The following is a 26,553-nucleotide window of genomic DNA, read 5'->3' as shown; positions in this document are numbered from 1 at the left end:
GATGCCAACAGGTTGACCTAATAAAAAACCGCAGCCCTGGGGCTGCGGTTTTTTTGTGGCCTGTCGTGAAGTCTCGGCATCCTTCAGTCTGATCCCCTCGCCCCTCGCCCCTTGCGGGAGAGGGTTAGGGTGAGGGGGGCTAACCTCTTTGGCTCGCCTGTCTGGCGGGCAAGCCGATGGTTTGGCTTTCAGCCTAAAAGAGGCGAGGGCTCTACCCTCGAAGGGGTTTCGCCGCCGCTGCGCGGCTTGGCGAGTGACTTTTGAAAGACCAAAAGTCTTCTCCCCCGGCAAACCGCCCGCTTCGCGGGTTCCCTCGACTCGTCCAACGGGTCGGACGGAGCGCCGCAGACGGCACATCCCTGTGCCGACTGCGGCTGCGCCATCATCCTTGATGGCGCACCTGACCCGTTGAACTCGACTCGGCGGTTTGCAGGGGGAACCAATACCGTGCCCGCCCGTGGCTTTATCTTTCTGGTCGACCGTTTATTACGCCGCAGGGGGAGAGCAGTGCAAGGGGGGAGATATTGAGTGAAAAATGTTTGGGAAATAGAAATAAAAACCGCAGCTCAAGGCTGCGGTTTTTTAGAAGATTTAATTTATGAATGAGTTTTGTAACTCATATTTTGATTCCATTCTGGATGTGTAATTTTTCAGATCTTCAATATAACCTATGATGTTCTTAGATGATTTGTCATTTGCTATATGTTCTATATTTGTTTCATCAATTGTAAGAACGAAATTTGGTTGTAATTCAGACTGGTAAGTAACTTGCGTGGTGATTTTTATATGTGCATTTTTGTTCCATGAAGCATTATCATGTGAAAGTTCTTCCTTTTTCTCCCTTTTACGATCTTCATTCACTTGTTCAAGTGTTTGTGTAAAGTCATCATACACTCTGTTGTATAGATCTGTAGTTTTTGCATTTATAGAAATTATAGGTTCTTTAGAACCATCCAATGTGACTTCATATGTGGAGGTTACATTTTCTCTATAAACCTTTCCCAGTCTGACCTTACCAGACACCAACGGGAGAATATTCTTGGAGTCGATATAGCTATTTATCTTGTCAATGCTAAAAATTGATGCAGATAGAATAATGCTAACGCTTAATATTAAAGTGCGGTTCATATAGTTCTCTTTTATAGGTGGGAATGTATTTTTGATTTATAAATCTAGTAGTTTAAAAACATGTTTTAACCATGGTAATTTATTCGATGGAGTAACACTCTTTATATAATTTACCGCAAAGTCTACTTTTTTACCTGGAATTGAAAAAAATTCATTCATTGCATTTCTTTGAGTTTGTCTATAGTCAAATGCTAAACCTGATGGCTTGCTTTGATCTATGTTTTTAAGGAGATCTGGAATTACATGATAGATCACGTCACTTTCTACTGACTGTTGTATTAAAGTCTCTATGAAAAGATTTGCATCAAGGCAGTCTTCAATTTCTGTGGGTGGATTTGTTATGTCAGAATTGATATCTATCAATTCTGTTTCATGACTTGTATTGATGAGCCGCTTTATGTTTATATTTTTAGACCTTGGGGTGTTGACTCTATCGTTAGAGGTTCTTTCATCTGTATCAACGATAAAAAGAGCTGATCCCTTTACACTATTTAAATCACTATCGATTGCTAGGTTTAAATATTCGTATATTTTTTTTACTTGTGGGGAACCACCAACGGCTAAAACTCTTACTTCATGCTCTTCAAGATACTTATCAAGATAAATCTTGTCCGATGAACCCTCACATATTATCCACTTGTAGCTATTCCCATTTGTGATAGATAGTAAGATAGATTGAACTAAATCGTGGATGCCTTTTACTTCAATAGTGTCTGGCATTTTTCCTTTAGTTTTGACTTTAATTGCTCGAATATCTTCTCTAAATCTCTTGAGATCTAATAATGCAGTTTCATTAGAGGATGAAATGTATGTTGCAGAACCTTTAGAAACAACAGGCATAAATCCATACCAATGAGTTGTTATAATGGTCTGTATTCCTTGCTCGGCTATATTTTCCAGTTTTTCAAACTGCTCAAAACAAAATTATGCATGTAACGAAATCTCAGGCTCGTCTATAGCAATGATCGTTGTTTTAAATAATGTGTTTATATTCATGTTTAGAAATGATTTGATTACGTCAATTAATGCTTTTCTTTTTTCTCCTGAGCTTAAATGGGATACTGGCACTAAATTTACACCATCCTCACAATAGCTAAGTGTCTTGTCTGAAAAATACGTTTCTATAATTTTTTGGCTTAAATGGCTTCGATTGAATTGACTCTGCCGCTTCGAAGGACGTTTAAACTTATACTTGTTAAGTTGTTCTGATAAAGTATTAAGGTAAGCATTCAAGTCTTCATTTATTTTTCTTATGAATGCATCGTCAACAATCTCCTTGATAGTATTTTCAAGTTGTTGACCTAATAAAAACTGTAACGTGTTACTTTCTAATCTAGAATATTCACTAATTTCAATATCAGATGGTATGTAAAGATAGTCATAAGAGCTCTTTATCTTTTCATAGACATCTTTAAGAGCACTTTCTTTGCTTTCATAACCTGACTCATCCTTTATTCTCTGTTCGTAGTCGGGAATGCTGTCAAAGATCCCCAAGAATAAATCGGATTGTCTTTTTGGTTCTCTTTTTATTAACCCAATTGGAATTAAGTAATATTCATCTTTATTTAAGTGTTTAAATAGAATATCTCTATGTTCGCAAAATTGTGTTGCGAATTTAATTTGAGATGAATTGAAATCTTCACTTTCAATTTGGTTTGTTATATCACTAATTAAACTAAAGCATTTTTTAAGCTGAGAATCTCTTGGTAGCTCAGACTTCTTTATCATAAAAAGTAAGGTGATGTATGGCTCTCTACCGGCATAACCTTTATTTCTTGTTTCGAAATTTACATCTATATCATCGATATCATGTTTATTTAAAAAGTCGTTAATCGCTGACAGTAGACTGCTTTTACCAACACCATTTTCACCAATGAGTGCAGAGAAATTATTTCCATTACTAAGGCTGATATAGTTTATATTTTTGAAGTTCTTATAGTTTCTAATTATTACGGATGTAATCATAACTTTTCTTCATAGTAGATGATTGGTTCTTGATAGCTGACAATTGGCATCGTAGGATATAATGAATGAAGTGAATTACACCACTGTTTCCATACCAAATCATACAGGATGTAGCTAGTCACTAATTTTTCATGCCAGTATTTTATATTTTACGCGGATTGTGGGACGGTTATTAACGCTGTAGTTTTAAGTGCGAGGCTAGTAATAAATTTCTTTCCCAATTTCTTTTATGTCCAGTTTGTTTGAGCCTGGATAGAACCCATCCATTTCAATAGGCTTAGTAACGGGGATGAAGATATCTCTCTGTTCAGTTTTAAAATTTGGTGAAATATCTTCATTCTCACAACCATCTTGATATGTTTTATAAGTGGCTTTGCCAGTCGTTACATTGAAGTCGAACTCAAAGAACCCTTCGCATGGCGCTCCATAATTTATTGTGGCACCAATTAGATACCATGATTTATTATTAAAGCGATATCTATGAATGTAACTCCATTTTTGTCGGCTACCACCAAAATGCTCAATGACGATAGCCCCTCGTTGTATTTCAATGCTCATGAATGGATCCCCCATCATGCCGCCATGGGCACTATCTAGTAGGGGGCCTTGCGAAGAGTGCCATAAGGCCCACTTATCTTGCTTCTTTTTATATATAAGAAGTGCTCTTTGTGTTCCTATTTCACCGTCCAACCCGGTGTCCAGAACAATGACTTTTTCATCGATACCATCTTTATCCAAATCACCAACTGCCTCGCTAATCACCTTCGCAGTGATATTTTCTTGACTCGGTTCTTCAGCAAGTGCTGCATTTAAAAATAATGAAAAGATAAAAGTGAATAGATACTTCATAAAACCTCGTTGTTGTTAGATTTAAATATATTCAAGTCGATGCTGGCCGTGTGGCAAACGGATGAGCCGGGGCTTCTGATGAAAGAGGGCAAACAAAGCTGCGGGAGAAACCCTGTCGAGGACGAAGTCCTCGTGTCCCGCATGGCGTAGCTATACCATTCAGGCGTAGGGCGACATTCCGTCGGGGAATGACGTTAGCCCCCCTCACTCTAACCCTCTCCCGCAGGGGGAGAGGGGATCGTTCCCCGGTGCAATGCGCTTCGCTTATTGGCACCCTACCTTGCTCCCGCAAGGGGGGAAGGGATGGTTACCGCGGACGATTACGCTGCGCTAATCGACCCTACAGGCTTATTGCACCCTGCGCCTCATCCCGTGGTGGGAGAGGCGACCCTCCCGCTGCTTGGTGCCCCATCCTCTGGAATGCTAGGATGCCCAACCGTCCTTTATCCAACCCTTATCAGTTATGGCAAACCGGCTCGTTGGCAGTAAAAACAGGATCACTCGGGCAGGGCGCTGGCTGGCAACCCGTGGCGCCGCGCTCTTTGCCGAACTCTCGGAGTTTCAGCAGCGCATCTGGGTGGTCAGCATAGTGAACGACACCTACACGGATACCTTTATCGTCAATGAAGGCAGCTTCGCGGAGCCCATGCAGTGGATGCGGCGCAAGCAGTACAGCGCCGACATGCTGCAGCGGGTCGATGCCATGCACCGTTCCCAGGTGATCCAGGTCGAGCTGGGTGACATCCGCCATCGCCTGATGCGGGTCAAATAAACCGGATAGCGCCGAGCCCTATTGGGCGTTCGGCCAAACAGGGAGGTGGACTCACAGACCGCGCGCTATCTGCCAAAGACGCTGCCGCCCCTGACTGTCGCCGCCACCTTGCGCCCTTGACCATCCATGAATATTCGGGGCCAACAGGGGCCGATGGTCATCTTACGGAACCCTCCTCGGCGGGGCCATCCAAATCCATGAAATTAGTGATGCAACTATCAGAATTAAATGGTTTTTCTCCTTTGCTGCAAAGTGGCAACCGGCGGTTGACCCGTGGCCGGGGTGTGATGAAAGATGAGCGCCGCGTCTGGCTGATAAGCAAAATAAGCAGAGCACCGGACAGAGTGGGAGGCAGAGCGGGACCGCGCCACCGACAAAGGCGATGAGCGCCAGGCGCCAGCATGGGCCCAACCTTCGACAGCATTCGCGCCGCAGCCAATAACGCCGCACGACAGGTGCCGCTGCCTTCAATAGGGAGTGCTCACCATGGCTCAGATCGGGCCGGCCTCGCGTTGGTTGCAAACGGATCGCGTTGCCGGGCAATCGAGGGTCGTTCGACGACAAAGGCTGCAAAAACCGCAAACATTGTGCCACGGCGGGGGCGCGGAGCTTGTGAAGACCCTTCGGGGTTGGCTATCGTTTCAGCAATAGACATGCAAGCAGGGAGGTGTGCATGGACAGAATATTGCAGGCGTTGTCGCTGCAAGTGACCGGGGCGCGGGATCTGGAGAGCCTGACCCGCCCGCTGCTGGAGATGCTCGAGACGGTCACCGGGCTCGAGTCCACCTATCTGACCGAAATCGACCTCGGTCACGACACCCAACATATCCGCTTTGCCCGCAACGCCGCCGACCTGCAGATCCCCGAAGGAGCCTCGGTGGCCTGGGACGATACCCTCTGCCGACGGGCCCTCGAAGAGGGGCGTTTTTACACCGAAGATGTCGCGAGCTGCTGGGGGGATTCCCAGGCGGCGCAGGCCCTTGGCATTCGCACCTACCTGAGTTGCCCGGTACGCACCCCTTCGGGTTCCCTCTATGGCACCCTGTGCGCCGCCAGTGCCGAACACAAGCCGCTGACGGCCGGCGCGGATCACCTGCTCGCCTTCTTTGCCCGGCTTATCGCCGAACAGGTGGAGCGCGAACAGCTGCTTCAGCAGTTGCAGCAGGCCAACCACGAGCTGTCGCGCCAGGCGCTGAGCGACCCGCTGACCGGGCTGCCCAACCGGCGGGCGCTGATGCACGAGCTCAACCGCCTCTTTTCACTGGCGGAGCGGGTCGAGTATCCGCTGCTGCTCGGCTTTATCGATCTCGACGGCTTCAAGGCCATCAACGACACCCACGGTCACGACACCGGCGACCTGTTGCTGCAACGGGTCGCCGGGGCGCTGTCAACCGTGCTGCGCGGCAGCGATCTGCTGGCGCGAGTGGGGGGCGACGAGTTCGTGGCGGTGGGGATGGGGCCGCAGTGCGGCGAAGAGACGCGGGAGGCGGCGGTGCAGGGCTTTCAGCGCAGGTTGTTCGAGGCGAGCCTGGTGCAGCTCGAGGTGCCCGCCGGCCTGCTGCACTACCCCGGCGCCAGCGTGGGGGTGGTGGCCATCGATCCGGCCAGCAGCACGGTGGACGAGGCGCTGAGGCTGGCAGATGCCTGCATGTACGAGGTCAAGCGCCAGCGCCGCCGGCCGAGCTGACTGCGCAGGCGGATCAGGCAAACAAAGGGGCCCCGGCGGGCCCCTTTTTCATGCCGTTCCTCAGCGGGCGGGGAAGTACTTGGCCTGGATCTGCTGGAACTCGCTGCTGGCCAGCACCTGGGTCAGGCCGTTCTGGAACTCCTTGACCAGCTCGTCGCTCACCGGGTGGCTGAAGGCGAAGCAGAACTGCTCCGAGCTCAGCATCCAGAACACCTTGAACTGGGCGGGATCCAGCTGCTGGGAGGCGATCAGATCCAGCATGGTGGTCTTGTTGGTGGAGATAAGATCGACCCGGCCCGAGGTGAGCATCTTGAGCGCCTGGGGCAGGCGGTTGGCGGTCATGATCTTCTGCTCGTCAAAGCCGTTGTTGAGCAGCAGCTGCTCCCCCACGTCGGCCCGCACCGCCCCTATGTTGTACTTTTCGGCATCTTCCAGCTTGGCGATGTTGACCGGGCTCTTGGCCAGCCCCATCAGCACGATTTCGGCATAGCCGATGGGGCAGGCCCACTTGAACAGCGGATCCCGCGCCTCGGTGCGGGCGGTGGAGAAGAGCACCACGTTGGGTTTCTGGGTCAGCAGGTAGTAACCCCGCGCCCAGGGCATGATGGTGATGGGCTGCTGCGGGGTGTTGGTCTTTTGCCAGACCTGCTGCAGCAGCTCGACGGCGAGCCCGGTGGGGGCGCCGGATTCGTTGGAGAAGTTGTAGGGTTTGTACTCTTCGGTGAGGTAGTGCAGCTTGCCAAGCTCCGGGCTGGCCTGGGCGAGGGTGACAAACGCGAGCGCGGCGAATCCAATCCATTTTTTCATGTTGGCCATCCTGGTGGGGTGTAGCGTCATTCTCAAGTGTTATCAAAGCCCGTCAAATCGCCACTCACGGCGTACTTTCGGTGGAAGGTAACCTTGGCCTTGCTCAGGGTACGGACAGGTATTTGAGCTGCAGCCGCTGATATTCCGAAGAGGCGAGCGCCTGGGTGAGGGCGCGCTGGAACTGCTTGATGACGCCGTCATCCACCTGGCGACTGAAGGCGTAGCAGAGCTCCTCGGCATTCAGCACGAAGGCGACTGTGAAATCATTGGCATCGAGATGCAGCGCCTTGATGGCGTCATAACCCGCCAGCTTGCCGGTGGCCAGCAGATCGGCGCGGCCCGACACCAGCATCTTCAGCGCCTGGCTCAGCCGGTTGGCGGAGATGATGCGGCTCTCGTCCATGCCACGGTTGAGCAGCAATTGTTCGGAGGCATCGGCGCGCACGGCGCTGATGCGGTAGTCGTTGATCTGCTCGACGGCGCTGAGGGTGAGGGGGCGGCGCTTGTGGGCCAGCAGCACGTACTCGGAGTAGCCGATGGGGCACACCCACTTGAACAGGGGGTCGCGGGTGTCGGTGCGGGCGGTGGAGAAGAGCACCACGTTGGGTTTCTGGGTCAGCAGGTAGTAACCCCGCGCCCAGGGCAGGATGCGAATGGGCTGGGCGGGGGTCTGGGTGCGCTGCCAGATCAGTTGCAGCAGATCCACCGCCAGTCCGCCGGGCTGACCGGTCTGGTCGGTGAAGTTGTAGGGGGGATACTCCTCGCTCAGGTACTCCAGCTTGCCGAGCTCGGCCTGCGCCGTGCCAAGGCATGACAACAGCAGCAGGCAACCGCAAAACCTTATCCTCATGGGTATTCCTTGGTATAGCGCGGGCAATCCATCTTGCCCTAGTGTGGGCAAAAAAGCCTGATATTGCCAGTAGTTACCAGCGCGCTCTGGTATTTCCCACCGGTTTTAGCTGCTCATCGCGCAGCCCCACCAAGAGCGCCTTGCCGCTCTCCTGCAGGCGAAATTCGCCGTAGCGCGCCGCCTCGTACTGCTCGCCGGTGCCCTCTTCAAAGAAATAGGCATCGGGGCCGATGAGCCACTGGCCGTCGCTGCGGCGCACCTGCAGCCGCCGCTCATCGCGGGCCAGCTGATCCGGCTTGCCCCCTTCCACCCAGCTGGCGACCTGTTGCTCGTCGAGGCGGATCACCAGGGTGTCGGCGGGAGCCTCATCCTGCTGCCGGTTGCCAAGCTGGCGAGCCAGCTCGTAGTTGAGGCGCATGTAATCCCCCTGCATCAGGGAGCGGGGGTCGACCGGGGCGAGGCGCAGCAGCACCACCTCGCCGCTGCTCATGGCGCGCTCAAAACGCCAGACGGTGACGTTGATGGCCGCCAGGATGGCGAGGCCGGTCAGCAGAAGGGCGAGTCGTCTCATGAGGGGCTCCGTAGGCTCAGCCGTTTGAGCAGCTGGCGGGCGCCGAGCAGCAGGGCGCCCGAGCCCAGCAGCAGCCAGGATTTGGTCATCAGGGTCAGCCCCAGATCGTAGTAATAGAGGGAGCCGAAGCCGACCAGCAGTAGGCCGGCCAGGGTCATCAGACCGACGCTGCCGGCATAGAAGCCGAGCACCAGCACCAGGGCGCCGGCCCCCATGCCGGGGATGAGGGCGCTGATCAGCACCAGCGGCAGCCCGTACAGCAGCGGCAGTTTCAGCCTGATCATGAGCCCCAGCAGCAGGGCGGCGCAGAGCAGCGGGTTGAGCCAGAGCGGCAGGCGGGAGTGGCCCAGCTCGTCGAGCATGCTGGCGCCGCCGTCCCACAGCGGGTGGTGCAGGCGCCCCAGCACCAGCAGGGAGAGCGCCAGCCCCAGGGTGAGGGATTCATAGAGCTGATGGCGCAGTGGATCGCGCTCGGCCTGCAGCCAGCAGAGCGCAACTGCCGTCATCACCAGCGGCAGGGCCAGCAGTTGCAGGCCGAGGCAGGCGAGGGCAAGCGCCAGCAGGATGGCGGCGGCGAAGCTGTGAAACAGCCGGATCAGCCAGTGCTCGAACAGGGCGGCGATGGCCAGCGACAGCAGGGCGAGGCCGAACCAGAGCGGAGCCGAGTGCAGATCCAGCCGATCGAGCAGGCCGTAGAGCAGCCAGGCGTCGCCGGCCAGCGCCAGCGCCAGCACGAACTGATCCCACAGATCGCTGCGGGTGGCGAAGCGGTTGAGGCAAAAGGCGATGACCATCAGCACGACGCCCATCAGCAGGGCGCTGTCGGCATCCCGGGTGAGCTGGGAGAACGACATGAACAGGAAGAACAGCAGGAACAGGGCGGCAATCCAGCCCACCATGCCGAGCAGAAAGCGGCTCGACCAGTGGGGCTGGTCGTCCCGGGGGGCATCCCCTTCCACCAGTTGTGCCTGTTGCAGTCGCTGCCAGGGGGTCAGATCACTCATGGGGCCTCCGTTGTTGTTGCAGCCAGCGGCTGGCCGCCACCGACAGGCCGATGGCGATGAGGCAGAGCAGCAGGAAGCCGTCCACGTCCGGCTCCATCCATTTGCCGAGCGCGGTCAGCAGCACCACGATGAGGCTCAGGCAACCCATGGCGAGCCCGGCGATGAATCTGTGGTGCCAGCGCAGGTAGGCGGCCGCCAGCCAGCCGAGCCAGGCCGGCCAGACCCAGGGGGAGGCGACATCGAACAGTGCCAGCAGGGTGAGCAGGGTGACGCCGAAACCGGCGGCCAGCCCCGCTAGCCAGGAGGGCATCAGCCGGTAGCGGGCGGGCACCAGCAGCAATATGCCCCAGAGTGCGGCGTTGAACAGGGTCAGGCACCAGCCGAGGGCCTCCTCGTTGAAGGCGAAGAAGAAGTTGAACAGCCCGAGCCGCCAGTAGAGCACCAGCGCCAGCTGGCCGAGCAGCCAGCTCAAGGTCCACAGCAGCGGGCTCTGACCGAGTGCCGCCAGCGGCAGCAGCATCAGCGCCCAGGTGGCGAACAGCTGCCAGGGATCGGCACCGGTCTGGTAGGTCTGCCCCACCAGCGCCAGCAGGGCGCCGATGTTGAGGGCGATGGCGAGCAGCAGCGCCTGGCGCTGACTATCGGCGAGGGGCTTGCGCCACAGCAACAGCAGCATGGCGAGCAGCGGCAGCTCCAGCAGCGCGAGGCGCGAGAGGCGGCCCAGCTCCTGCCAGTTGAAGGCGACGAAGAACACCAGACCGGCGCCCAGACACAGGCTGCCAAGCCAGAGCAGCAGCCGATCGAACAGCCACTGCCAGCGGGCAGGGCCGGGGGGCAGCTCGCACAGGGCGAGGGCGGCGGGCAGACTGGTCCGCTCGAGGCGTTCACGCCTGACCCAGTCGAGCAGCGTCTGTCTTGAAGTGAAGTGCATGGGATGCTCCATCAGGTTTGCCGCATTATGCCACGGCCATGGTGCCGATTGGCAGCCCCCGTCTGCGGACGCGACCAGCCCGCAAGCGGGTGCAAAAAAGCCCCGCCAAAGGGCGGGGCTTGCTTGCAAGGACACGACATGGGCGCGGGAGTGGCGTCGGCAAGTGCTCACCCTTGCCTCGCCACCTTCTGATCCTGCCGGGTCAGGCGAACAGCAGGGTGCTTACCCCGAGGCCCACAAACAGGATGGCGCAGGCGATGCGGATCCCCTTGAGCGGCAGGCGATCGGCACCCAGCTTGCCAAGCAGCACCACCGGTACGTTGGCCAGCATCATGCCGAGGGTGGTGCCGGTGATGACCTGGGTCAGCGAGTCGTACTTGGCCGCCAGCAGCACGGTGGCGATCTGGGTCTTGTCGCCGATCTCGGCGATGAAGAACAGCACGAAGGTGGCCATGAAGGGACCGTATTTGTCGAGCGGGCTCTCCTCGTCGTCCATCTTGTCCGGCACCAGGATCCAGGCGGCCATGGCGATGAAGGCACCGGCCACCAGGTAGGTCATCACCTTGGGATCGAGCCAGCGGCTGATGAACTCGCCAAGCCAGGCGGCGCCGGCGTGGTTGAGCAGGGTGGCTGCCAGCATGCCGGCGATGATGGGCCAGGGCTTGCGAAAACGACAGATGAGCAACAGCGCCAGCAGCTGGGTCTTGTCGCCGATTTCGGCGATGGCCACGCTGAGGGTTGAGGTTAACAAGGCTTCCATAAAAATGACCGGGGGACGGAATTGTTATACCTGAGACAAGCCTGCGCCATCCGTCCCCGGTATTGGCACTGGCCCGTCAAAGGTCTTGTCAAATCCGCGGCTGGCGTGGATCACCCTGACCATGGTGAGTTGGCACCAAGTATGTTGATCAGGGTCGCGAACCGGTTTGGGGCCGGCTGGCGAGACTACTCCCCCTCGATGGGAGCGGGCATTCTAGGGAAAAAGCGAAAGTGACGCAAGCCGGGCGGCGCGGGGATCAGCCGCCCACCAGCTTGACGCTGAAACCGGCCTTCTCGAGCTCGGCCTTGATCAGATCCCGTTTGTCCCCCTGGATCTCGATCACCCCCTCTTTCAGGCCGCCGCCGGTGCCGCACTTTTTCTTGAGCAGGGTGGCGAGGCTCTTTTGCTGTTCGGCCGGGACGCCGTGGATGGTGATGACCCCGGCGCCCTTGCGCCCCTTGGTTTCGCGGCGAATTCGCACCACCCCGTCGGTGGGGAAGGGGGAGGCGGCTTGCGGCTGGCTCTGTTCTTTGATGATGCCGCCGTCCGTGCTGTAAACCAGGCGGCTGTTGTTGTCGTGACTCATGGCAGTTATTTGTGGGTTAGCTAAGCGGAGTTTGATTTTACTCAAATAAGCGTTGAAAACACGGATTATAATGCCCCCAAGTAAAAGAGAATTATTATTGTTTAACTTCAGGAGTCAGTCATGGTACTCGCGCAGTTGTCACCGGGACAGAGTGCTCGCATCAAGAACATGAATCAATTGACCCGTCCCCTGCGGCGCAAGCTGATGGTGATGGGCTTGTTGCCCCAGACTGAAGTCATCTATTTGCGCGCGGCCCCGCTCGGGGATCCGCTGCAGATCCAGTGTCAAGGGATCTGCCTCTCCATGCAAAAAAGCCTTGCCCAGCAAATCGAGGTCGAGCCGGTATGAACTACTCCCTGGTAACCGTCGGCAATCCCAATAGCGGCAAGACCTCCCTGTTCAACGCCCTGACCGGGGCCCGCCAGCAGGTGGGCAACTGGAGCGGCGTCACCGTCGACAAGAAGATGGGCGAATTCACTGCCCAGGGCCACGACTACAAACTGATGGACCTGCCCGGCATCTACAGCCTGGCCAACCAGGAGGGGAGCCTGGACGAGCAGATCGCCAGCCGCTTCGTGGAGGGCCAGCAGCCGGATCTGCTGCTCAACGTCATCGATGCCGCCAACCTGGAGCGCTCCCTCTACCTCACGCTGCAACTGCGCGAGCTGGGGCTGCCCATGGTGGTGGTGCTCAACAAGATGGACATCCTGCAAAAGCGGCGCATCACCATCGACGAGAGCAAGCTCGCCAACACCCTCGGCTGCCCGGTGGTGGCCCTCTCGGCCCACAACCGCCAGCAGGTCGCCGCCTTCAAGCACCAGATCCAGCAGTTCATCGGCCAGCCGCAGCCGGCGCTGTTGCTGGACTACGGCAGCGAGCTTGAAAAAGATCTGGCGGAGCTTGAGACCCTGCTCGCCCCACACCACCTCACCACCCGTGGCCGCGCCTTGCGCCTGCTGGAAGAGGATGCGGTGATGCAGGAGACCCTGCTGCCCGGCCAGCAGGCCGCCGCCGCCAACGTGGTGGCCCGCGCTCACCACGGGCAGGATGTGGACCTGCAACTGGCGGACATCCGCTACGGTCACATCCACCAGTGGGCCGCCCAGGCGTGTCAGCAGAAGGGCAAGCTCACTGCGGCCCAGAGCGAGCGGCTCGATCGGGTGCTGCTCAACCGCTGGTTCGGCATCCCCTTCTTCCTGCTGGTGATGTACCTGATGTTCATGTTCGCCATCAAGGTGGGCAGCGCCTTCATCGACTTCTTCGACATCATGGGCGGCGCCCTGTTTGTCGACGGGGTGCACCACCTGCTGGGGTTGATCCATGCGCCGGACTGGCTGGGGGCCATCCTGGCGGACGGCTTCGGGGTGGGCTTGCAGACCGTTGCCACCTTTATCCCGGTGATCGGCTGCCTCTACCTGTTCCTGGCGGTGCTGGAGAGCTCCGGCTACCTGGCCCGCGCGGCTTTCGTGGTGGATGCCCTGATGCGCCGCCTCGGCCTGCCGGGCAAGGCGTTCGTCCCCATGCTGATGGGCTTTGGCTGTACCGTGCCCTCGGTGATGGCGACCCGTACCCTCAACTCCGAGCGTGAGCGGCTGATGACCTCGGCCATGGCCCCCTTCATGTCGTGCGGTGCCCGTCTGCCTGTCTACGCCCTGTTCGCGGTGGCCTTCTTCCCCGAATCTGGCCAGAACCTGGTGTTCGGTCTCTACCTCATCGGCATCCTGGTGGCGGTGCTCACCGGCCTGTTGCTGCGCAGCACCCTGCTGCCGGGCAAGAGCGACTCCATGCTGATGGAGATGCCGGACTACGAGTGGCCGCGCCCGGTCAACGTCGGCATCAAGACCTGGCAGAAGCTCAAATCCTTTGTGTTCGGCGCCGGTAAAACCATCGTGCTGGTGGTCGCCGTGCTGAGCGTGCTCAACTCGCTCGGCACCGACGGCAGCTTCGGCCACCAGGATCAGGAGAGCTCGGTGCTGAGCAAAATCAGCCAGGCGGTGACCCCGGTGCTGCACCCCATCGGCGTGCGCGATGACAACTGGCAGGCCACGGTCGGCATCGTCACCGGCATCTTCGCCAAAGAGGCGGTGGTCGGTACTCTCAACAGCCTCTACGCCGGCAGCGGCGACGGGGAAGAGGAGGCGAGCGAGTTCTCCCTGGTAAGCAGCTTCCAGGAGGCGATCGCCGCGGTCGCCACCAATCTGGCCGACATCGACCCGACCGACCCCATGGGGCTGGCGGTGGGCAACCTGGATGACCAGAAAGCTGCCGCCGAGGCGCAGGAGGTAGACGTCTCCACCTACGGCAACATGCAGAGTCACTTTGACGGGGCGGCCGGTGCCTTCGCCTACCTGTTGTTCGTGCTGCTCTACATGCCCTGCGCCGCCGCCATGGGCGCCCTGGTGCGGGAGACAGGCCGCCAGTGGGCCCTGCTGACCGCCGCCTGGTGCAACTACATGGCTTTCATGTGCGCCACCGTCTTCTATCAGCTGGCCACCTTTGCCGCGCACCCCGAGCAGAGCCTGTTCTGGGTGGCGAGCTACGGCGGCTCCCTGCTGCTGCTCTGGTGGGCCGGTCGTCGCCACGGTGACATCGTCGCCCGCAAGGTGGTGACCCTATGATCCTGCGCGAGCTGGGTGAGTACCTCGCCGCGCAGCAGAAGGTGAGCCGGCGCGAGCTGGCCCGCCACTTCCACACCTCGGAAGATGCGGTGGAGGCCATGCTCGGCGTCTGGATGCGCAAGGGGCGGGTCGCCAAGCGGGAGACCCAGGTATGCGGCGGCTCCTGCTGCGGCAAGAGCCAGGAGGTGATGTTCGAGTGGTGCGAGCTGGGCCAGATTGGTCTGGTGCAAAAGGGCTGAGCTCACGCCCGATACCTCGCATTCAGATATCAAAAAGACCCGCCACTGGCGGGTCTTTTTATTGGCGCGTGTTCGCCGTGTTCGGGTAGGCGGGGGCAGATCAGCGCCCCGGCCAGCGCTGACCCACCTCGGCATGGCGATACCAGGCCATCAGCGCCTGCTGGCCGGCGACGTCGTCCACCGCCGGTGACCAGGGGGCGAAGTCCTCTTCCCGGAAAGGGGCGTAGGGGCCGTGTTTCACCTCGAAGATGACGGCGCCGGGATCCAGAGAGAGCACCGCATGCCAGCTGGCGACGGGGGTCTCCAGCACCGAGGTCTCTTCCCCCAGCACTGCGCGGGCAGTGACGGTGCCTTCGTCATCGAAGTTGAGCACCACGAAGCGGCCTTGCAGCGTGGTGAGCAGCTCCCAGGTCTGCAGGTGGCGATGGGGGCGGATATAGGTGCCCGGCTCCATGGCGATGGCCAGGCGCTGGATGGGGTCGGCCAGCTCCTGATGCAGGTTGTGGTTCATGCGCAGGCGCGGGGAGTGGGCGGCCTCGTCGGCGAGGCTGGCAAGGCGGGCAACATCCAGTTTTTTCATATGCGATTCCATGGTGAGACGAAGGCAGGGCCGAGCGCAGAGTAGCATGCCCGGCAACCTGTCAGGCAAGGGGCGAGCGGTAAGCAAATGTAAAAAGGGAGCCATTATGACTCCCTCTGCTATGACTGTTCGGCATCACAATCTGGCCAGCATCTCCTTGGTGACCAGCACTATGCCCTGTTCGGAGCGGTAGAAGCGGCGGGCATCCTCGCAGGCGTTTTCCCCCACCACCAGCCCTTCCGGCAGCTTGCAGCCCTTGTCGATCACCACCCGGCGCAGCCGGCAGCCCGGGCCTATCTCGACCCCGGGGAAGATCACCGCCTGATCCAGAGTGCAGAAGGAGTCGACCCGCACATTGGTAAACAGCACCGAGCTCACGATGAAGGAGCCGCTGACGATGGTGCCGCCGGCAAACATGGAGTTGATGGTCATGCCGTGCTGGCCGTTTCTGTCCTGCACGAACTTGGCGGGCGGGGTCATGTTCTGGCTGGTCCAGATGGGCCAGTCCTGATCGTAGATGTCGAGCTCCGGGGTGACGGAGGCAAGATCCATGTTGGCTTCCCAGAACGAATCCACCGTGCCCACGTCGCGCCAGTAGGGGCGCTTTTGCGGGCAGCAGCCGACGCAGGACATGCTGAACGGGTGGGCGTAGGCTGTGCCCTCTTGCACCACCCGCGGGATCACGTCCATGCCGAAATCGTGGTGGGAGGCCGGGTTGGCGAGATCCTCTTCCAGCAACTGGTAGAGGTAGTCGGCTTCGAAGATGTAGACCCCCATGGAGGCCAGCGCTGTGTCCGGTTTGCCCGGCATGGCGGGCGGGTTGGCGGGTTTCTCGACGAAGGCGTTGATCTTGCGATCCCCATCCACCGCCATCACCCCGAAGGCGCTCGCCTCATCCCGCGGCACCTCGATGCAGGCCACCGTCACCCTGGCCCCCATGTTGACGTGATCGAGCAGCATGGCGGCGTAATCCATCTTGTAGATGTGATCCCCCGCCAGCACCACCACATACTTGGGGCCGTGATCGCGAATGATGTCCAGATTCTGATAGACCGCATCGGCGGTGCCGCGATACCAGTTGACCTCGTCCACCCGTTGCTGGGCGGGCAGCAGGTCGATGAACTCGTTCATCTGGTAGCGCAGAAAAGACCAGCCGGACTGCAGGTGGCGCAGCAGGCTGTGGGATTTGTATTGGGTCACCACCCCGACCCGGCGAATGCCGGAGTTGATGCAGTTGGAGAGTACGAAGTCGATGATGCGGAACTTGCCGCCGAAATGCACTGCCGGTTTCGCCCTGTTGTCCGTCAACTGTTTGAGGCGACTGCCCCGCCCTCCTGCGAGAACCAAGGCCATGGTCTCGTTCAGCAACTGTCTGGACTGTGCTGTATTGGCAGGTTGTAACAACATTGAATACCCCTTTATTGATAGAACTCCTTGATACTGCCTCCTTTGAAGCCAGTATGAAAGTGCTTTCACTCACACTTCTCACACGGCTTTTCGGTGAAGTGATGGTTTTGTCATTTATGATGACAAAATCTGTCGCAGATGGCGCGATAGTTCACCAGATGTCACGGCGGCGCTGGGCTGGCGGGGGAGGGCGGTGGCCTTGAAGGGCGGCCAGATGCGGGCGTTTCTTGTGCAAACACCCGCCGAAGCGGGTGTTTGCAAGTGCTGTCAGAGGCGGGCGAGGTCAGAACAGATCGTCTTTTTCGTCCTTGGTGGGCTCGAGGCTCCAGCCGGTGGCATCGCTGCTGCTGGCGATCTGGCCCTTCTCCTTCCACAGCTTGATCTTGAGGCGCAGGTTGTTGGCCGAGTCGGCGTTCTTTACTGCCTCCTCCTCGTCGATCACGCCCTCTACCACCAGATCGAACAGGGCGCTGTCGAAGGTGACCATGCCGAGGGCCTTGGATTTCTCCATAACCTCCTTGAGGCCGCCAAATTCGCCGCGCTTGATCATGTCGCGAATGGTGTGGGTGCCCAGCATGATCTCCACTGCCGCCCGGCGACCGCCATCAGTAGTCTTAACCAGCCGCTGGGAGACGAACGCCTTGAGGTTGTTGCCAAGGTCGTTGAGCAGCTGGGGCCGGCGCTCTTCCGGGAAGAAGTTGATGATGCGGTCCAGCGCCTGGTTGGCGTTGTTGGCGTGCAGGGTGGAGATGGCGAGGTGGCCGGTCTCGGAGAAGGCCAGCGCATGCTCCATGGTCTCGCGGTCGCGAATTTCACCGATGAGGATGACGTCCGGCGCCTGGCGCAGGGTGTTTTTCAGGGCTGCGTGGAAGCTGCGGGTATCTACCCCCACCTCGCGCTGGTTGATGATGCTCTTGCGGTGGCGGTGCACGAACTCCACCGGATCTTCGATGGTGATGATGTGGCCGCCGCTGTTGCGGTTGCGATGGTCGATGAGGGCCGCGAGCGAGGTGGATTTGCCAGAGCCGGTACCGCCGACGAACAGCACCAGGCCGCGCTTCTCCATGATGGTGTCGAGCAGCACGGGGGGCAGTTTCAGATCCTCGAAGCGGGGGATCTCGGTCTTGATGTTGCGCGCCACCAGCGACACTTCGTTGCGCTGCTTGAAGATGTTGATCCGAAAGCGGCCGATCTGGGGCAGCGAGATGGCGAGGTTCATCTCCAGCTCCCGCTCGAACTGCTGCTTTTGCTCGCCGTCCATGATGGCGTCGGCTATTCTGGCCACCTCGCCGGGCTCGAGCGGCGTTTCATTGAGCGGACGCAGGCCGCCGTTGAACTTGGCGCAAGGGGGGCGCCGGTCGACAGATAGAGGTCGGAGCCATCCTGCTTGGCCAGGATCTGTAGCATGTCTCGCAATTCCATTGGTTTTGCCTCGTCTATCAAGCAGATGCAATTACATCGAATGTCATTGAGTGTACAGCGTCAGGCGCCGGTGAGTTTCTCGCGAAAGACAAAAAACACCGCGCCCAGGATGCAGAGGCCGGCCCACAGGTAATCCCATTTCAGATCCTCTTTCAGATAGAAGATGGAGAAGGGGACGAACACGGTGAGGGTGATCACCTCCTGCAGGATCTTGAGCTGGCCAACGGAGAGCACGGTGTGACCGATGCGGTTGGCAGGCACCTGCAACAGGTATTCGAACAGCGCTATGCCCCAGCTCACCAGGGCGGCGATGATCCAGGGTTTGTGATTCATGCTCTTGAGGTGGGCATACCAAGCGAAGGTCATGAAGACGTTGCTGCACAGCAGCAAGCCGATGCTGGTAAAGATAGGGTTCATTAGGTTCTCCTTTAAAATCAATCGCATTTTATCTCCGAACCACGGGTTTTCATAAGTGGGGCGGCAGGGTATTTTTAATCCATCAAGGATGAAGTCACAGAGGGTTGTACGGGATGGGCAAGACAAGCTGGGGTGTGCTTGGTCTGCTGTTTGCCTGCCTGGTGCATGGGGCGCCGACCCTGACGGTGGCCACCGATGTCTGGCCGCCGTTTCGGATAGTGCAGCCTGACGGCCGCTTCGGCGGGCTGGACATGGACATTTTGCAGCAGTTGCAGCGCCGCAGCGGCATCCGCTTTGATGTGAAACGGGTGCCCTGGGGGCGGGCGCTCAAGCAGATGCAGACCGGCCAGGTGGACCTGATGATCGGGCTGGCGATGACGGCGGAGCGGGCGGCCTTCATCGATTATCTGCAGCCGGCCTACTATCAGTGCCGGCCGGCCTTCTATGGCAAGGCGGCGGCGGTATCGACCCTGCGCACCTACGCCGACCTGCAGGGCAAGAAGGTGGGCTATGTGCTCAATTCGGCCTATTTTGCCCCCTTTGATGCAGACAACCGGCTCGACAAGCACGGGGTGCCCACCGAGGATCAGCTGCTGCGCATGGTGCAGCGCGGTCACCTGCCGCTGATGATCGGCACCGACTGCCAGGTGGACTACGCCCTGAGCCAGGACAACGAGGCCGGTCTGCTCAAGGCAGCCTATCAGCCGCCGCAACCTGTGGTGCTCTATCTGGGCATGAGCAAGCACTCCCCCCATCAGGCGCTGCAGCAACCGCTGGCCCTGGCCCTGCAGGAGCTGGTGGCAAGCGGCGAGATCGCCGCCCTCGCCAAGCCTTACCAGCCTTGACCTCGGGTAGTAACACGCTGTTATCATGCGTTTTTCATGACTCGCGCCAGCTGCTCGACAGGCTCTGGTGCCGGCTCCTTCTCACCTTCGGAGAGCCTCTGTGTATCTCTCTTTGCTCGCCCGCCAGCAGCGCTGGCAGCGGCGCTGGTTGCTCGGCCTGCTGCTGCTGACCCTGGCGCTGTTCCTCTGCTCCCTCGCCTGGGGCGAATTCGTCTTGCTGCCCTGGCAGCCACTGGGGGATCTCGAGCAGCGCATCCTGCTGGAGCTGCGCCTGCCGCGCGCCCTGCTGGCCTTGCTGGCAGGGGCGGCGCTCGCCTGCGGTGGCGCCGTGCTGCAGGTGATGCTGCACAACCCGGTGGCCGAACCCGGCCTGCTCGGCGTCTCGAGCGGGGCGGGATTGGCCGCCATGGTGGCGATGGCGGTGGCCAAGGCCCTCGGTGTCTATCTGCCGGGCTGGGGGTTGTCGCTGGCGGCCTTCGGCGGCGCCCTGCTGGTGACCATGCTGCTCATTCGGCTGGCGCGCCGGGCCCGGCTCGGCCATGCCCGGCTGCTGCTGTTCGGGGTCGCCATCGGCATCCTCACCAATGCCGCCATGACCTGGCTGATGTACTTTGCCGATGATGGCTCCTTGCGTGAATTCATGTTCTGGATGATGGGGAGCCTCTCTTACGGCAGCCAGCAACTGGCCTGGTGGTGGCTGCTGTTCCCGCTCGCCCTCGGCTGGCTCGGCTGGCAGGGCAAGGCGCTGCAGCAACTGCTGCTGGGAGAGACCCAGGCCCGCCTGATGGGGCTCGATGTGGACAAGATGCGGGTGCGGCTGGTGCTGGCGGTGTGCCTGCTCACCGGGATGGCGGTGGCGCTGTGTGGCGTCATCGGTTTTGTCGGGCTGGTGGTGCCCCATCTGCTGCGCCTGTGTGGCGGCAGCGATCAGCGCTTCCTGCTGCCTGCCTCGGCGCTGGGGGGCGGCGCCCTGCTGCTGGCGGCCGATCTCATCGCCCGCTCCACCCTGCAGGCGGGGGAGCTGCCCATCGGGGTCATCACCGCCTCGGTCGGCGCCCCGCTCTTCATCTATCTGTTGTTGAGGCAAGATGCCCATGCCAGCACCTGATCACCTTGGGGGTCAGCCCCCCTTGCTGGCGGCCCGCGCCCTGGCCGTCGCCAACCGGCTCGCCCCCCTCGACCTTGCCTGGCAGGGGGGCAAGCTTGTGGCTCTGCTCGGCCCCAACGGCAGCGGCAAGTCGACCCTGCTCGGCGCCCTGGCCGGCCTCTTGCCGGGGCAAGGGGAGGTACGCATCGGCGGGGAGTCGCTGGCGGACTTGAGTTGGCCGGCGCTGGCGCAGCGGCGCGCCATGCTGCCCCAGCGCCAGCCCCAGCTGTTCCATATTCCGGTGTTCCAGGTGCTGAGCCTGGGGCTCGATGAGGCTCAACCTGCGAGCAGACAGAACGAGGCTATTCAGGCGCTGTGCCAGGCGCTGGAGCTGGAAGCCTTGCTGGCGCGGGACTTCAGCCGCCTGTCTGGCGGGGAGCAGCAACGGGTGCTGATCGCCCGGACCCTGCTGCAGGTGTGGCCGAGCCTCAACCCGGGCGGGCGCGTATTGCTGCTGGACGAACCGTTGGCGGGGCTGGATCTGCACCATCAACTGGCGCTGCTGCGGCTGCTCAAGCAGCTAGCCGGGCAGGGGTTGCTGGTGGTACTCGCCCTCCACGACATCAACCTGGCCATCGACTGGGCCGATCGCCTGCTCTGTCTGCAACAGGGACGGGTGGTGCGGGAGGGGGGCGTCGAGCTGGTGGACGAGGCGCTGCTGGCGCAGGTGTTTCAGATAAAGACCGATCGCATCGAGGCGGGCGGCCGGGTCTGGTTTATGCCGAGCCTGTGAGAAACAAACAAGGCCCTGGCGTCAGCCGAGAGCCTTTTTGAAGAAAACGACCCGCTCCGTTTCGGCAAAGCCGAGTCGCTGGTGCAGTTGCTGGGAGGCAAGGTTGTCGATGGCGGCATCGGAGGCCAGCTCGCGACAACCCAGCTCGCGGCCCCACTGTGCCACCCGGGCGATCAAGGCCTGGGCCAACCCGCGCCGGCGTGAAGCCGGCTGCACATAGACCCCTTCCAGATAGACCACCGGGCTGCTCTCGCAGCCGTTCACGTAATCGTGGCGCAGGGCAGCATCGGCAAAGGCCATCGCCTGGCTCTGCGCATCCAGCACCAGAAAGGCGTTGAGATGGGCAGCGGCCAGCAGCTCGGCCCCTTCCTGCAGATGGGCCTCCATCCCGTGGTGCGGCCACAGCTGCTGGCGCAGGGTTGCCCACTGCGCCAGCAGCGTCTCGTCGAGGGGCACTATCCGCCAGTCGGCGTTCGTCATCCGCACTCAACCCTGCTGCTTGGCAAGGCGCACCTGGGCGGCCTCGGCCAGCATGGCCAGTAGGGTTTCGGTGTCGCTCCAGGAGAGGCAGGCATCGGTGATGCTCTGGCCGAAGGTGACGGCGCAGCCGTTCTCCACATCCTGCCGCCCTTCCACCAGGAAGCTCTCGGCCATGATGCCGGCGATGCCGGTGCGGCCGCGGCGCAGTTGATCGCAGATGTCCTGCGCCACCAGCAGCTGGCGACGGTGATCCTTCATGCTGTTGCCGTGGCTGAAATCCACCACCAGCCGCTCAGGCAGGCCGACGTCGGCCAGCGCTTCGCAGGCTTCATCGATGCTGGCGGTGTCGTAGTTGGGGCGGTGGCCGCCACGCAGGATCACATGACCATAGGGGTTGCCGGCGGTACGGTAGATGGTCATCTTGCCGTCCTTGTCCGGGGAGTAGAAGATGTGGCTGTGACGGGCGGCGCGCACCGCATCGATGGCGATGCGGGTGTTGCCGTCGGTGCCGTTCTTGAAGCCGACCGGGCAGGAGAGGGCGGAGGCCATCTCGCGGTGCACCTGGGATTCGGTGGTGCGCGCACCGATGGCACCCCAGGTGATGAGGTCGCTGATGTACTGGCCGGTCACCATGTCGAGGAACTCGGTGGCGGTGGGCATGCCGAGGGCGTTGATGTCCACCAGCAGCTTGCGGGCCAGTTTCAGCCCTTCATTGACGTCGAAGCTGCCATCGAGGCGCGGATCATTGATGAGGCCTTTCCAGCCGACGATGGTGCGCGGCTTCTCGAAGTAGGTGCGCATCACGATGCACAGGCTCTCTTTATACTGCTCGCGCAGGGTATTGAGGCGCAGGGCGTACTCGTGGGCGGCGGCCGGATCGTGAATGGAGCAGGGACCGACGATGACCAGCAGGCGCTGATCCTCACCGGCCAGGATCGCTTCCACTTCACGGCGGGCATCCAGCAGATTCTGGGCAACGGTGTCGCTTAACGGGAAGGCGTGCGCCAGTTCGCTGGGAGTGATCAGGGACTCCAGGCGACGGGTGCGCAATTCATCGGTGTGAATGGACATACGACTCGATTCTCGAAATGGGTGGCGTGGGCAGTAGCAATGACTGAGTGCCGAAGAGGCAAAGGGATAAAATAAAGCAAAAAACCCCTGATGGAAACCTCGAGGGGCTCTGATAGGATGTGAGCCCCAAAACGATTCCAAATGAGGTAGATAGCGTGGCAAAGCCAGGGGCAACAGGGGTCACCCGCATCATCAATGCAACCGGTTACAGCATGAAGGGGCTCAAGTCAGCCTGGATCAACGAGGCGGCCTTCCGGCAGGAGCTGATGCTGATCCTGCTGCTGATGCCGCTGGCGTTCTGGATCGGTGATACCCTCGATCAAATCCTGCTGCTCATCTGCATCAGCTGGCTGGTGGTGATCGTCGAGGTGCTCAACTCCGCGGTCGAGGCGGTGGTGGATCGCATCGGCTCCGAACATCACGAGCTCTCCGGTCGCGCCAAGGATCTGGGCTCCGCCGCCGTGTTTATCGCGCTGGCCCTGAACGCCCTGGTGTGGGGCGCTTTGGTTGGCCGCAACCTGCTGGGTTGGTGGTAAGTCAGGCCGTATTTTCTCTCGCGTCATTGATCTCTCCCTTTGGGGAATGGCTGAGTGAGAGAGCTCTCTTCTCCCCCCTCATCCCCAACCCTTATCCGGCGAGAGGAGAAGAGGGCAAAGGAGCAAGGACGCGGATGTGCGCTTAGCATCGCAGCATAAAAAAGCCCGTCATCACGACGGGCTTTTTGCTGGACGGCTCTGCAGGCCAATCAGTGCAGGATCCGGGCACGGATGGTGCCGTTGATCTCCTTGAGCTTGGCCAGCGCCTTCTCGCTGTGCTCTGTCTCCACGTCGATCACCACGTAGCCGATATGGCTGCTGGTTTGCAGGTATTGACCGGCGATGTTGATCCCCTCGTCGGCGAAGATCTGGTTGATCTGGTTCATCACGCCGGGCTGGTTGCGGTGAATGTGCAGCAGGCGGCTGGAGCCCTTGTGGCCGGGCAGGGAGACCTCGGGGAAGTTGACGGCGGAGAGGGTGGAGCCGTTGTCGGAGTATTTGACCAGCTTGTTGGCCACTTCCAGCCCGATGTTCTCCTGGGCTTCCTGGGTAGAGCCGCCGATGTGAGGGGTCAGGATCACGTTGTCCAGCCCGCGCAGCGGGGTGAGGAACTCCTCGTCATTGGATTTGGGTTCGCTGGGGAAGACGTCGATGGCGGCGCCGGAGATGTGGCCGCTCTTGATGACGTCTGCCAGGGCATCGATGTCCACCACGGTACCGCGGGAGGCGTTGATGAAGATGGCGCCCGGCTTCATCATGCGCAGCTGTTCGGCACCGATCAGATCCTTGGTGGAGGCGGTCTCCGGCACGTGCAGACTGATGACGTCGGACATGTTGAGCAGCTCGACCATGCTCGGCACCTGGATGGCGTTGCCGAGTGAGAGCTTGTTCTCGATGTCGTAGTAGTAGACCTTCATGCCGATGCTCTCGGCGATGATGCCGAGCTGGGTGCCGATGTGGCCGTAGCCGATGATGCCGAGCTTCTTGCCACGGGCTTCCACCGAGCGGTTGGCCAGCTTTTCCCACACACCACGATGGCACTTGGCGTTCTTCTCCGGGATGCCGCGCAGCAGCAGCAGGATCTCACCCAGCACCAGTTCGGCCACCGAGCGGGTATTGGAGAAGGGGGCGTTGAACACCGGGATACCGCGCAGATGGGCGGCGTCGAGCTCGACCTGATTGGTGCCGATACAGAAGCAGCCGATGGCTACCAGCTTGTTGGCGGCATCCAGCACCTTCTCGGTGATCTGGGTGCGCGAGCGCAGCCCCACGAAATGCACGTCACGAATGCGCTCGATCAGATCTTCTTCGGAGAGAGAGGTCTTCAGATACTCCACACTGGTGTAACCTGCGGCACGAAAGGTTTCCACTGTGTTGGGGTGAACCCCCTCCAGCAGCAGTACCTTGATTTTATCCTTGTCCAGTGAAAACTTGGCGGTCATGACGATCCCTCTATGTTTGCAAAAGTGAGTGCAGATATGGTGTGTGAAGAAAACCGTAAAGTAGCAAAAACGTTTGGGAGAGGGAATATTTGTGACGAAAGTCAAATTCTTTGAAGTTTTCAACGATAGTTGTAAACGAGGGTTTGCAACTCATTGAGCAACCAATAAAAACGGCGCCATGGGGCGCCGTCTTGCATTGAGGGGCGATGGTCGGGGACCACCTCCGTTGAGCTGCCTCTGGGCAGGCAACCTTATTGGGTGACGACCCCATCGGGAGTACCAATCAGCACCACGTCCGCACCGCGGTGGGCGAACAGACCGTTGGTGACGGTGCCAACGATGGCATTGAGCTGCACTTCCAGCCCCTTTGCATCGGTGATGGCCATGCCTTTCACGTCCAGGATGTGGTTGCCGTTGTCGGTGACCACCCCCTCACGCCAGACCGGGTTGCCGCCCAGCTTTCTGATCTCGCGGGCCACGTATTCGCGGGCCATGGGGATCACTTCCACCGGCAGCGGGAAGGTGCCGAGCACGTCGACCGTCTTGGTGTTGTCGATGATGCAGATGAATTTGTCGGCCACGGCGGCGACGATCTTCTCGCGGGTGAGGGCTGCGCCACCGCCCTTGATCATGTCGCGGGTGCCGTTGATCTCGTCGGCACCGTCCACGTAGACGGAGAGGGCGTCGATCTCGTTGAGGTCATACACTGTGATGCCGAAGCCCTTGAGGCGTTCGGTGGAGGCCACGGAGCTGGATACAGCCCCCTTGATCTCGTCCTTCATGGTCGCCAGTGCATCGATGAAGTGGTTGACGGTAGAGCCGGTGCCTACCCCGACGATGGTGCCGGGAACCACATACTTGAGCGCAGCCCAACCGGCCGCCTTCTTCATTTCATCTTGAGTCATGATCGATCCTTTGGAAAAAAGCGGCCGCATTATATCCAAGCCGCCCCCCCAGAGCGACCACCCAGCTCACGTTCCGGGCCAAAAACTCGCAAAATGTAAATCGTTTGCCTGTTTATTGCGCCATGGCTGCGTCAGCAGGGAGTGACGAGTGCGGCAGAGGGGGCGGATGGTCCTAGCCGGGAAAGTGCCAGCAGCGGCTGGGAGTGATGATCTGGGGCAGCGGTACGTCCCACTCTTCCTGCGGTACCGCGTCCACCTGCTGGCAGTCGTGGGCGAGCCCCAGCGGCTTGGGGCCGAGCCGATGTTCATGCCAGCAGGCAAGGGTGCGATCGTAGTAGCCACCGCCCATGCCGAGCCGGTTGCCCGCCGCATCGAACGCCACCAGCGGGGTGCAAATCAGATCGAGGGTGCTGTGGGGCACCACCTGCTGCATGTCGAGCTCCGGCTCGGCGATGCCGTAACGGTTGCGGGTCATGGGGCTGGTGGCGGTGTAGCGCAAGAAGAGCAGGTGGCCCGGGGTGAAGGGGTGCAGCACCGGCAGGTAGACCTCTTTTTGCTGGGCCCACAGCCAGTGGATGGCGGGCAGGGGGTTGAGCTCGCCATCGTTGGCCAGATAGAGGGCGATGCGTTTGGCCGCCAGGATCTCGGGATGCTGCTTGAACTGGGCAACCAGCTGCTGGGCAGCCTGCTGCTGCTCGGCCTGGGTCAGGCTCTTTCTGCGCTGGCGGATGAGCTGGCGCAGGGATTGTCTTTCAGGCTGGGTATCCGGCATGGGGGCTCCTCTGATGAACGGGCGGGGGG

28 protein-coding genes and 1 pseudogene are annotated in these 26,553 nt (G+C 59.5%); 9 read left to right on the top strand and 20 right to left on the bottom strand.

Going from position 1 to position 26,553, the window contains the following annotated elements; all coding sequences use genetic code 11:
- Nucleotides 1-591: 591 nt before the first annotated feature.
- From ACPDZI_RS13690 to ACPDZI_RS13675, 4 genes are all read right to left on the bottom strand, one after another.
- On the bottom strand, nucleotides 592-1,128 hold the full coding sequence (locus tag ACPDZI_RS13690; protein ID WP_421215060.1) for a hypothetical protein: 537 nt from the start codon (nucleotides 1,126-1,128) through the stop codon (nucleotides 592-594).
- A 36-nt stretch (nucleotides 1,129-1,164) separates the two neighbouring features.
- Entirely contained in the window at nucleotides 1,165-1,968 is an 804-nt protein-coding gene (locus ACPDZI_RS13685; protein ID WP_438833313.1) for a hypothetical protein, read from the bottom strand.
- Nucleotides 1,969-2,052: 84 nt separating this feature from the next.
- A complete protein-coding gene (locus tag ACPDZI_RS13680) occupies nucleotides 2,053-3,093 on the bottom strand; it encodes an AAA family ATPase (RefSeq protein WP_438833312.1) in 1,041 nt (346 codons plus the stop codon).
- A gap of 198 nt (nucleotides 3,094-3,291) precedes the next feature.
- Nucleotides 3,292-3,942, bottom strand: a complete 651-nt coding sequence (locus ACPDZI_RS13675; protein ID WP_438833311.1) for a hypothetical protein — start codon at nucleotides 3,940-3,942, stop codon at nucleotides 3,292-3,294.
- A gap of 463 nt (nucleotides 3,943-4,405) precedes the next feature.
- On the opposite strand from ACPDZI_RS13675, the gene ACPDZI_RS13670 reads away from it, so the two are divergent.
- Complete coding sequence (locus ACPDZI_RS13670; protein ID WP_438833310.1) at nucleotides 4,406-4,714, top strand: hypothetical protein; 309 nt, start codon at nucleotides 4,406-4,408, stop codon at nucleotides 4,712-4,714.
- Nucleotides 4,715-5,387: 673 nt separating this feature from the next.
- Complete coding sequence (locus ACPDZI_RS13665; protein WP_438833309.1) at nucleotides 5,388-6,401, top strand: diguanylate cyclase; 1,014 nt, start codon at nucleotides 5,388-5,390, stop codon at nucleotides 6,399-6,401.
- A gap of 60 nt (nucleotides 6,402-6,461) precedes the next feature.
- Here the strand turns inward: ACPDZI_RS13665 and ACPDZI_RS13660 are convergent, their stop codons facing one another.
- From ACPDZI_RS13660 to ACPDZI_RS13630, 7 genes are all read right to left on the bottom strand, one after another.
- Complete coding sequence (locus ACPDZI_RS13660) at nucleotides 6,462-7,208, bottom strand: substrate-binding periplasmic protein (RefSeq protein ID WP_268015259.1); 747 nt, start codon at nucleotides 7,206-7,208, stop codon at nucleotides 6,462-6,464.
- A gap of 103 nt (nucleotides 7,209-7,311) precedes the next feature.
- Complete coding sequence (locus ACPDZI_RS13655; protein WP_438833308.1) at nucleotides 7,312-8,058, bottom strand: substrate-binding periplasmic protein; 747 nt, start codon at nucleotides 8,056-8,058, stop codon at nucleotides 7,312-7,314.
- A gap of 73 nt (nucleotides 8,059-8,131) precedes the next feature.
- Nucleotides 8,132-8,629 carry a GDYXXLXY domain-containing protein gene (locus ACPDZI_RS13650; RefSeq protein WP_187268404.1) on the bottom strand — a complete coding sequence of 166 codons (498 nt, stop codon included), beginning with the start codon at nucleotides 8,627-8,629 and terminating at the stop codon, nucleotides 8,132-8,134.
- Nucleotides 8,626-9,633: a DUF4401 domain-containing protein gene (locus tag ACPDZI_RS13645; protein ID WP_268030478.1), complete on the bottom strand. Its 1,008-nt coding sequence runs from the start codon at nucleotides 9,631-9,633 to the stop codon at nucleotides 8,626-8,628. The genes ACPDZI_RS13650 and ACPDZI_RS13645 overlap by 4 nt, the downstream gene beginning before the upstream one ends.
- The gene (locus ACPDZI_RS13640; RefSeq protein WP_438833307.1) at nucleotides 9,626-10,564 is read right to left on the bottom strand and encodes a DUF2157 domain-containing protein; all 939 of its coding nucleotides are present in this window, start codon (nucleotides 10,562-10,564) and stop codon (nucleotides 9,626-9,628) included. The genes ACPDZI_RS13645 and ACPDZI_RS13640 overlap by 8 nt, the downstream gene beginning before the upstream one ends.
- A 202-nt stretch (nucleotides 10,565-10,766) precedes the next feature.
- Complete coding sequence (locus ACPDZI_RS13635) at nucleotides 10,767-11,324, bottom strand: TMEM165/GDT1 family protein (RefSeq protein WP_010633534.1); 558 nt, start codon at nucleotides 11,322-11,324, stop codon at nucleotides 10,767-10,769.
- Nucleotides 11,325-11,580: 256 nt separating this feature from the next.
- Nucleotides 11,581-11,910: a translation initiation factor gene (locus tag ACPDZI_RS13630; protein ID WP_168967125.1), complete on the bottom strand. Its 330-nt coding sequence runs from the start codon at nucleotides 11,908-11,910 to the stop codon at nucleotides 11,581-11,583.
- A 120-nt stretch (nucleotides 11,911-12,030) separates the two neighbouring features.
- Here ACPDZI_RS13630 and ACPDZI_RS13625 point away from each other — a divergent pair, with 120 nt between their 5' ends.
- Genes ACPDZI_RS13625 through ACPDZI_RS13615 form a run of 3 tightly spaced genes read left to right on the top strand, consistent with a single transcriptional unit; the run spans nucleotide 12,031 to nucleotide 14,767 of the window.
- Nucleotides 12,031-12,258 (top strand): FeoA family protein, encoded by a 228-nt coding sequence (locus ACPDZI_RS13625; RefSeq protein ID WP_005302641.1) that lies wholly within the window; start codon nucleotides 12,031-12,033, stop codon nucleotides 12,256-12,258.
- Complete coding sequence (gene feoB / locus ACPDZI_RS13620) at nucleotides 12,255-14,528, top strand: Fe(2+) transporter permease subunit FeoB (protein WP_438833305.1); 2,274 nt, start codon at nucleotides 12,255-12,257, stop codon at nucleotides 14,526-14,528. Before ACPDZI_RS13625 ends, feoB begins: the two co-directional genes overlap by 4 nt.
- Nucleotides 14,525-14,767 (top strand): FeoC-like transcriptional regulator, encoded by a 243-nt coding sequence (locus ACPDZI_RS13615; RefSeq protein WP_276845852.1) that lies wholly within the window; start codon nucleotides 14,525-14,527, stop codon nucleotides 14,765-14,767. The genes feoB and ACPDZI_RS13615 overlap by 4 nt, the downstream gene beginning before the upstream one ends.
- 100 nt (nucleotides 14,768-14,867) lie before the next feature.
- Here the strand turns inward: ACPDZI_RS13615 and ACPDZI_RS13610 are convergent, their stop codons facing one another.
- The 4 genes and pseudogenes from ACPDZI_RS13610 to ACPDZI_RS13595 all read right to left on the bottom strand — a co-directional run bounded on the left by ACPDZI_RS13610 (nucleotide 14,868) and on the right by ACPDZI_RS13595 (nucleotide 18,593).
- Nucleotides 14,868-15,347 (bottom strand): WbuC family cupin fold metalloprotein, encoded by a 480-nt coding sequence (locus ACPDZI_RS13610; RefSeq protein ID WP_438833304.1) that lies wholly within the window; start codon nucleotides 15,345-15,347, stop codon nucleotides 14,868-14,870.
- A 135-nt stretch (nucleotides 15,348-15,482) separates the two neighbouring features.
- On the bottom strand, nucleotides 15,483-16,754 hold the full coding sequence (glgC, locus tag ACPDZI_RS13605) for a glucose-1-phosphate adenylyltransferase (protein WP_011706551.1): 1,272 nt from the start codon (nucleotides 16,752-16,754) through the stop codon (nucleotides 15,483-15,485).
- Between the two features lie 283 nt (nucleotides 16,755-17,037).
- Nucleotides 17,038-18,176, bottom strand: a pseudogene (tapW, locus tag ACPDZI_RS13600) (type IVa pilus ATPase TapW).
- A gap of 60 nt (nucleotides 18,177-18,236) precedes the next feature.
- Nucleotides 18,237-18,593 carry a DMT family protein gene (locus ACPDZI_RS13595; protein WP_005302630.1) on the bottom strand — a complete coding sequence of 119 codons (357 nt, stop codon included), beginning with the start codon at nucleotides 18,591-18,593 and terminating at the stop codon, nucleotides 18,237-18,239.
- A 113-nt stretch (nucleotides 18,594-18,706) separates the two neighbouring features.
- Between ACPDZI_RS13595 and ACPDZI_RS13590 the strand changes: the two genes are divergently transcribed.
- The 3 genes from ACPDZI_RS13590 (at nucleotide 18,707) to ACPDZI_RS13580 (ending at nucleotide 21,318) form a co-directional block, all read left to right on the top strand.
- Nucleotides 18,707-19,438 carry a substrate-binding periplasmic protein gene (locus ACPDZI_RS13590; RefSeq protein ID WP_117403060.1) on the top strand — a complete coding sequence of 244 codons (732 nt, stop codon included), beginning with the start codon at nucleotides 18,707-18,709 and terminating at the stop codon, nucleotides 19,436-19,438.
- Nucleotides 19,439-19,538: 100 nt separating this feature from the next.
- Nucleotides 19,539-20,546 (top strand): vitamin B12 ABC transporter permease BtuC, encoded by a 1,008-nt coding sequence (gene btuC, locus ACPDZI_RS13585; RefSeq protein ID WP_207137830.1) that lies wholly within the window; start codon nucleotides 19,539-19,541, stop codon nucleotides 20,544-20,546.
- On the top strand, nucleotides 20,533-21,318 hold the full coding sequence (locus ACPDZI_RS13580) for an ATP-binding cassette domain-containing protein (RefSeq protein ID WP_438833303.1): 786 nt from the start codon (nucleotides 20,533-20,535) through the stop codon (nucleotides 21,316-21,318). The genes btuC and ACPDZI_RS13580 overlap by 14 nt, the downstream gene beginning before the upstream one ends.
- A gap of 21 nt (nucleotides 21,319-21,339) precedes the next feature.
- Here the strand turns inward: ACPDZI_RS13580 and aac(6') are convergent, their stop codons facing one another.
- Together aac(6') and ACPDZI_RS13570 are read right to left on the bottom strand one after the other, a co-directional pair.
- Nucleotides 21,340-21,798, bottom strand: coding sequence for an aminoglycoside 6'-N-acetyltransferase (aac(6'), locus tag ACPDZI_RS13575; RefSeq protein ID WP_076361398.1), 459 nt, complete (start codon nucleotides 21,796-21,798; stop codon nucleotides 21,340-21,342).
- 6 nt (nucleotides 21,799-21,804) lie between these two features.
- Nucleotides 21,805-22,869: a 3-deoxy-7-phosphoheptulonate synthase gene (locus ACPDZI_RS13570; protein WP_378008401.1), complete on the bottom strand. Its 1,065-nt coding sequence runs from the start codon at nucleotides 22,867-22,869 to the stop codon at nucleotides 21,805-21,807.
- Between the two features lie 155 nt (nucleotides 22,870-23,024).
- Between ACPDZI_RS13570 and ACPDZI_RS13565 the strand changes: the two genes are divergently transcribed.
- Entirely contained in the window at nucleotides 23,025-23,405 is a 381-nt protein-coding gene (locus ACPDZI_RS13565; RefSeq protein WP_005302618.1) for a diacylglycerol kinase, read from the top strand.
- A gap of 209 nt (nucleotides 23,406-23,614) precedes the next feature.
- Here the strand turns inward: ACPDZI_RS13565 and serA are convergent, their stop codons facing one another.
- The 3 genes from serA to ACPDZI_RS13550 all read right to left on the bottom strand — a co-directional run bounded on the left by serA (nucleotide 23,615) and on the right by ACPDZI_RS13550 (nucleotide 26,524).
- Complete coding sequence (gene serA / locus ACPDZI_RS13560; protein WP_202011410.1) at nucleotides 23,615-24,847, bottom strand: phosphoglycerate dehydrogenase; 1,233 nt, start codon at nucleotides 24,845-24,847, stop codon at nucleotides 23,615-23,617.
- A 251-nt stretch (nucleotides 24,848-25,098) separates the two neighbouring features.
- Nucleotides 25,099-25,752, bottom strand: coding sequence for a ribose-5-phosphate isomerase RpiA (rpiA, locus tag ACPDZI_RS13555; RefSeq protein ID WP_024946388.1), 654 nt, complete (start codon nucleotides 25,750-25,752; stop codon nucleotides 25,099-25,101).
- Between the two features lie 172 nt (nucleotides 25,753-25,924).
- Entirely contained in the window at nucleotides 25,925-26,524 is a 600-nt protein-coding gene (locus tag ACPDZI_RS13550; protein ID WP_011706539.1) for a 5-formyltetrahydrofolate cyclo-ligase, read from the bottom strand.
- Nucleotides 26,525-26,553: the final 29 nt, after the last annotated feature.

It is taken from the genome of Aeromonas oralensis (assembly GCF_049665575.1).
Classification (GTDB): Bacteria; Pseudomonadota; Gammaproteobacteria; order Enterobacterales; family Aeromonadaceae; genus Aeromonas; species Aeromonas hydrophila.
Note: the sequence above shows the minus strand (reverse complement) of the source record. Positions and strands in the feature narration are given on the sequence as shown.

Coding starts and splice junctions, on each gene's coding strand:
- ACPDZI_RS13690 (WP_421215060.1), bottom strand. CDS start 1,128: ATGAACCGCACTTTAATATTAAGCGTTAGCATTATTCTATCTGCATCA.
- ACPDZI_RS13570 (WP_378008401.1), bottom strand. CDS start 22,869: ATGTCCATTCACACCGATGAATTGCGCACCCGTCGCCTGGAGTCCCTG.
- feoB (WP_438833305.1), top strand. CDS start 12,255: ATGAACTACTCCCTGGTAACCGTCGGCAATCCCAATAGCGGCAAGACC.
- ACPDZI_RS13650 (WP_187268404.1), bottom strand. CDS start 8,629: ATGAGACGACTCGCCCTTCTGCTGACCGGCCTCGCCATCCTGGCGGCC.
- ACPDZI_RS13665 (WP_438833309.1), top strand. CDS start 5,388: ATGGACAGAATATTGCAGGCGTTGTCGCTGCAAGTGACCGGGGCGCGG.
- ACPDZI_RS13550 (WP_011706539.1), bottom strand. CDS start 26,524: ATGCCGGATACCCAGCCTGAAAGACAATCCCTGCGCCAGCTCATCCGC.
- ACPDZI_RS13625 (WP_005302641.1), top strand. CDS start 12,031: ATGGTACTCGCGCAGTTGTCACCGGGACAGAGTGCTCGCATCAAGAAC.
- ACPDZI_RS13615 (WP_276845852.1), top strand. CDS start 14,525: ATGATCCTGCGCGAGCTGGGTGAGTACCTCGCCGCGCAGCAGAAGGTG.
- ACPDZI_RS13645 (WP_268030478.1), bottom strand. CDS start 9,633: ATGAGTGATCTGACCCCCTGGCAGCGACTGCAACAGGCACAACTGGTG.
- serA (WP_202011410.1), bottom strand. CDS start 24,847: ATGACCGCCAAGTTTTCACTGGACAAGGATAAAATCAAGGTACTGCTG.
- ACPDZI_RS13675 (WP_438833311.1), bottom strand. CDS start 3,942: ATGAAGTATCTATTCACTTTTATCTTTTCATTATTTTTAAATGCAGCA.
- ACPDZI_RS13590 (WP_117403060.1), top strand. CDS start 18,707: ATGGGCAAGACAAGCTGGGGTGTGCTTGGTCTGCTGTTTGCCTGCCTG.
- ACPDZI_RS13670 (WP_438833310.1), top strand. CDS start 4,406: ATGGCAAACCGGCTCGTTGGCAGTAAAAACAGGATCACTCGGGCAGGG.
- ACPDZI_RS13610 (WP_438833304.1), bottom strand. CDS start 15,347: ATGAAAAAACTGGATGTTGCCCGCCTTGCCAGCCTCGCCGACGAGGCC.
- ACPDZI_RS13635 (WP_010633534.1), bottom strand. CDS start 11,324: ATGGAAGCCTTGTTAACCTCAACCCTCAGCGTGGCCATCGCCGAAATC.
- ACPDZI_RS13685 (WP_438833313.1), bottom strand. CDS start 1,968: ATGCCTGTTGTTTCTAAAGGTTCTGCAACATACATTTCATCCTCTAAT.
- ACPDZI_RS13640 (WP_438833307.1), bottom strand. CDS start 10,564: ATGCACTTCACTTCAAGACAGACGCTGCTCGACTGGGTCAGGCGTGAA.
- ACPDZI_RS13655 (WP_438833308.1), bottom strand. CDS start 8,058: ATGAGGATAAGGTTTTGCGGTTGCCTGCTGCTGTTGTCATGCCTTGGC.
- ACPDZI_RS13660 (WP_268015259.1), bottom strand. CDS start 7,208: ATGAAAAAATGGATTGGATTCGCCGCGCTCGCGTTTGTCACCCTCGCC.
- rpiA (WP_024946388.1), bottom strand. CDS start 25,752: ATGACTCAAGATGAAATGAAGAAGGCGGCCGGTTGGGCTGCGCTCAAG.
- ACPDZI_RS13630 (WP_168967125.1), bottom strand. CDS start 11,910: ATGAGTCACGACAACAACAGCCGCCTGGTTTACAGCACGGACGGCGGC.
- ACPDZI_RS13580 (WP_438833303.1), top strand. CDS start 20,533: ATGCCAGCACCTGATCACCTTGGGGGTCAGCCCCCCTTGCTGGCGGCC.
- ACPDZI_RS13680 (WP_438833312.1), bottom strand. CDS start 3,093: ATGATTACATCCGTAATAATTAGAAACTATAAGAACTTCAAAAATATA.
- glgC (WP_011706551.1), bottom strand. CDS start 16,754: ATGTTGTTACAACCTGCCAATACAGCACAGTCCAGACAGTTGCTGAAC.
- ACPDZI_RS13595 (WP_005302630.1), bottom strand. CDS start 18,593: ATGAACCCTATCTTTACCAGCATCGGCTTGCTGCTGTGCAGCAACGTC.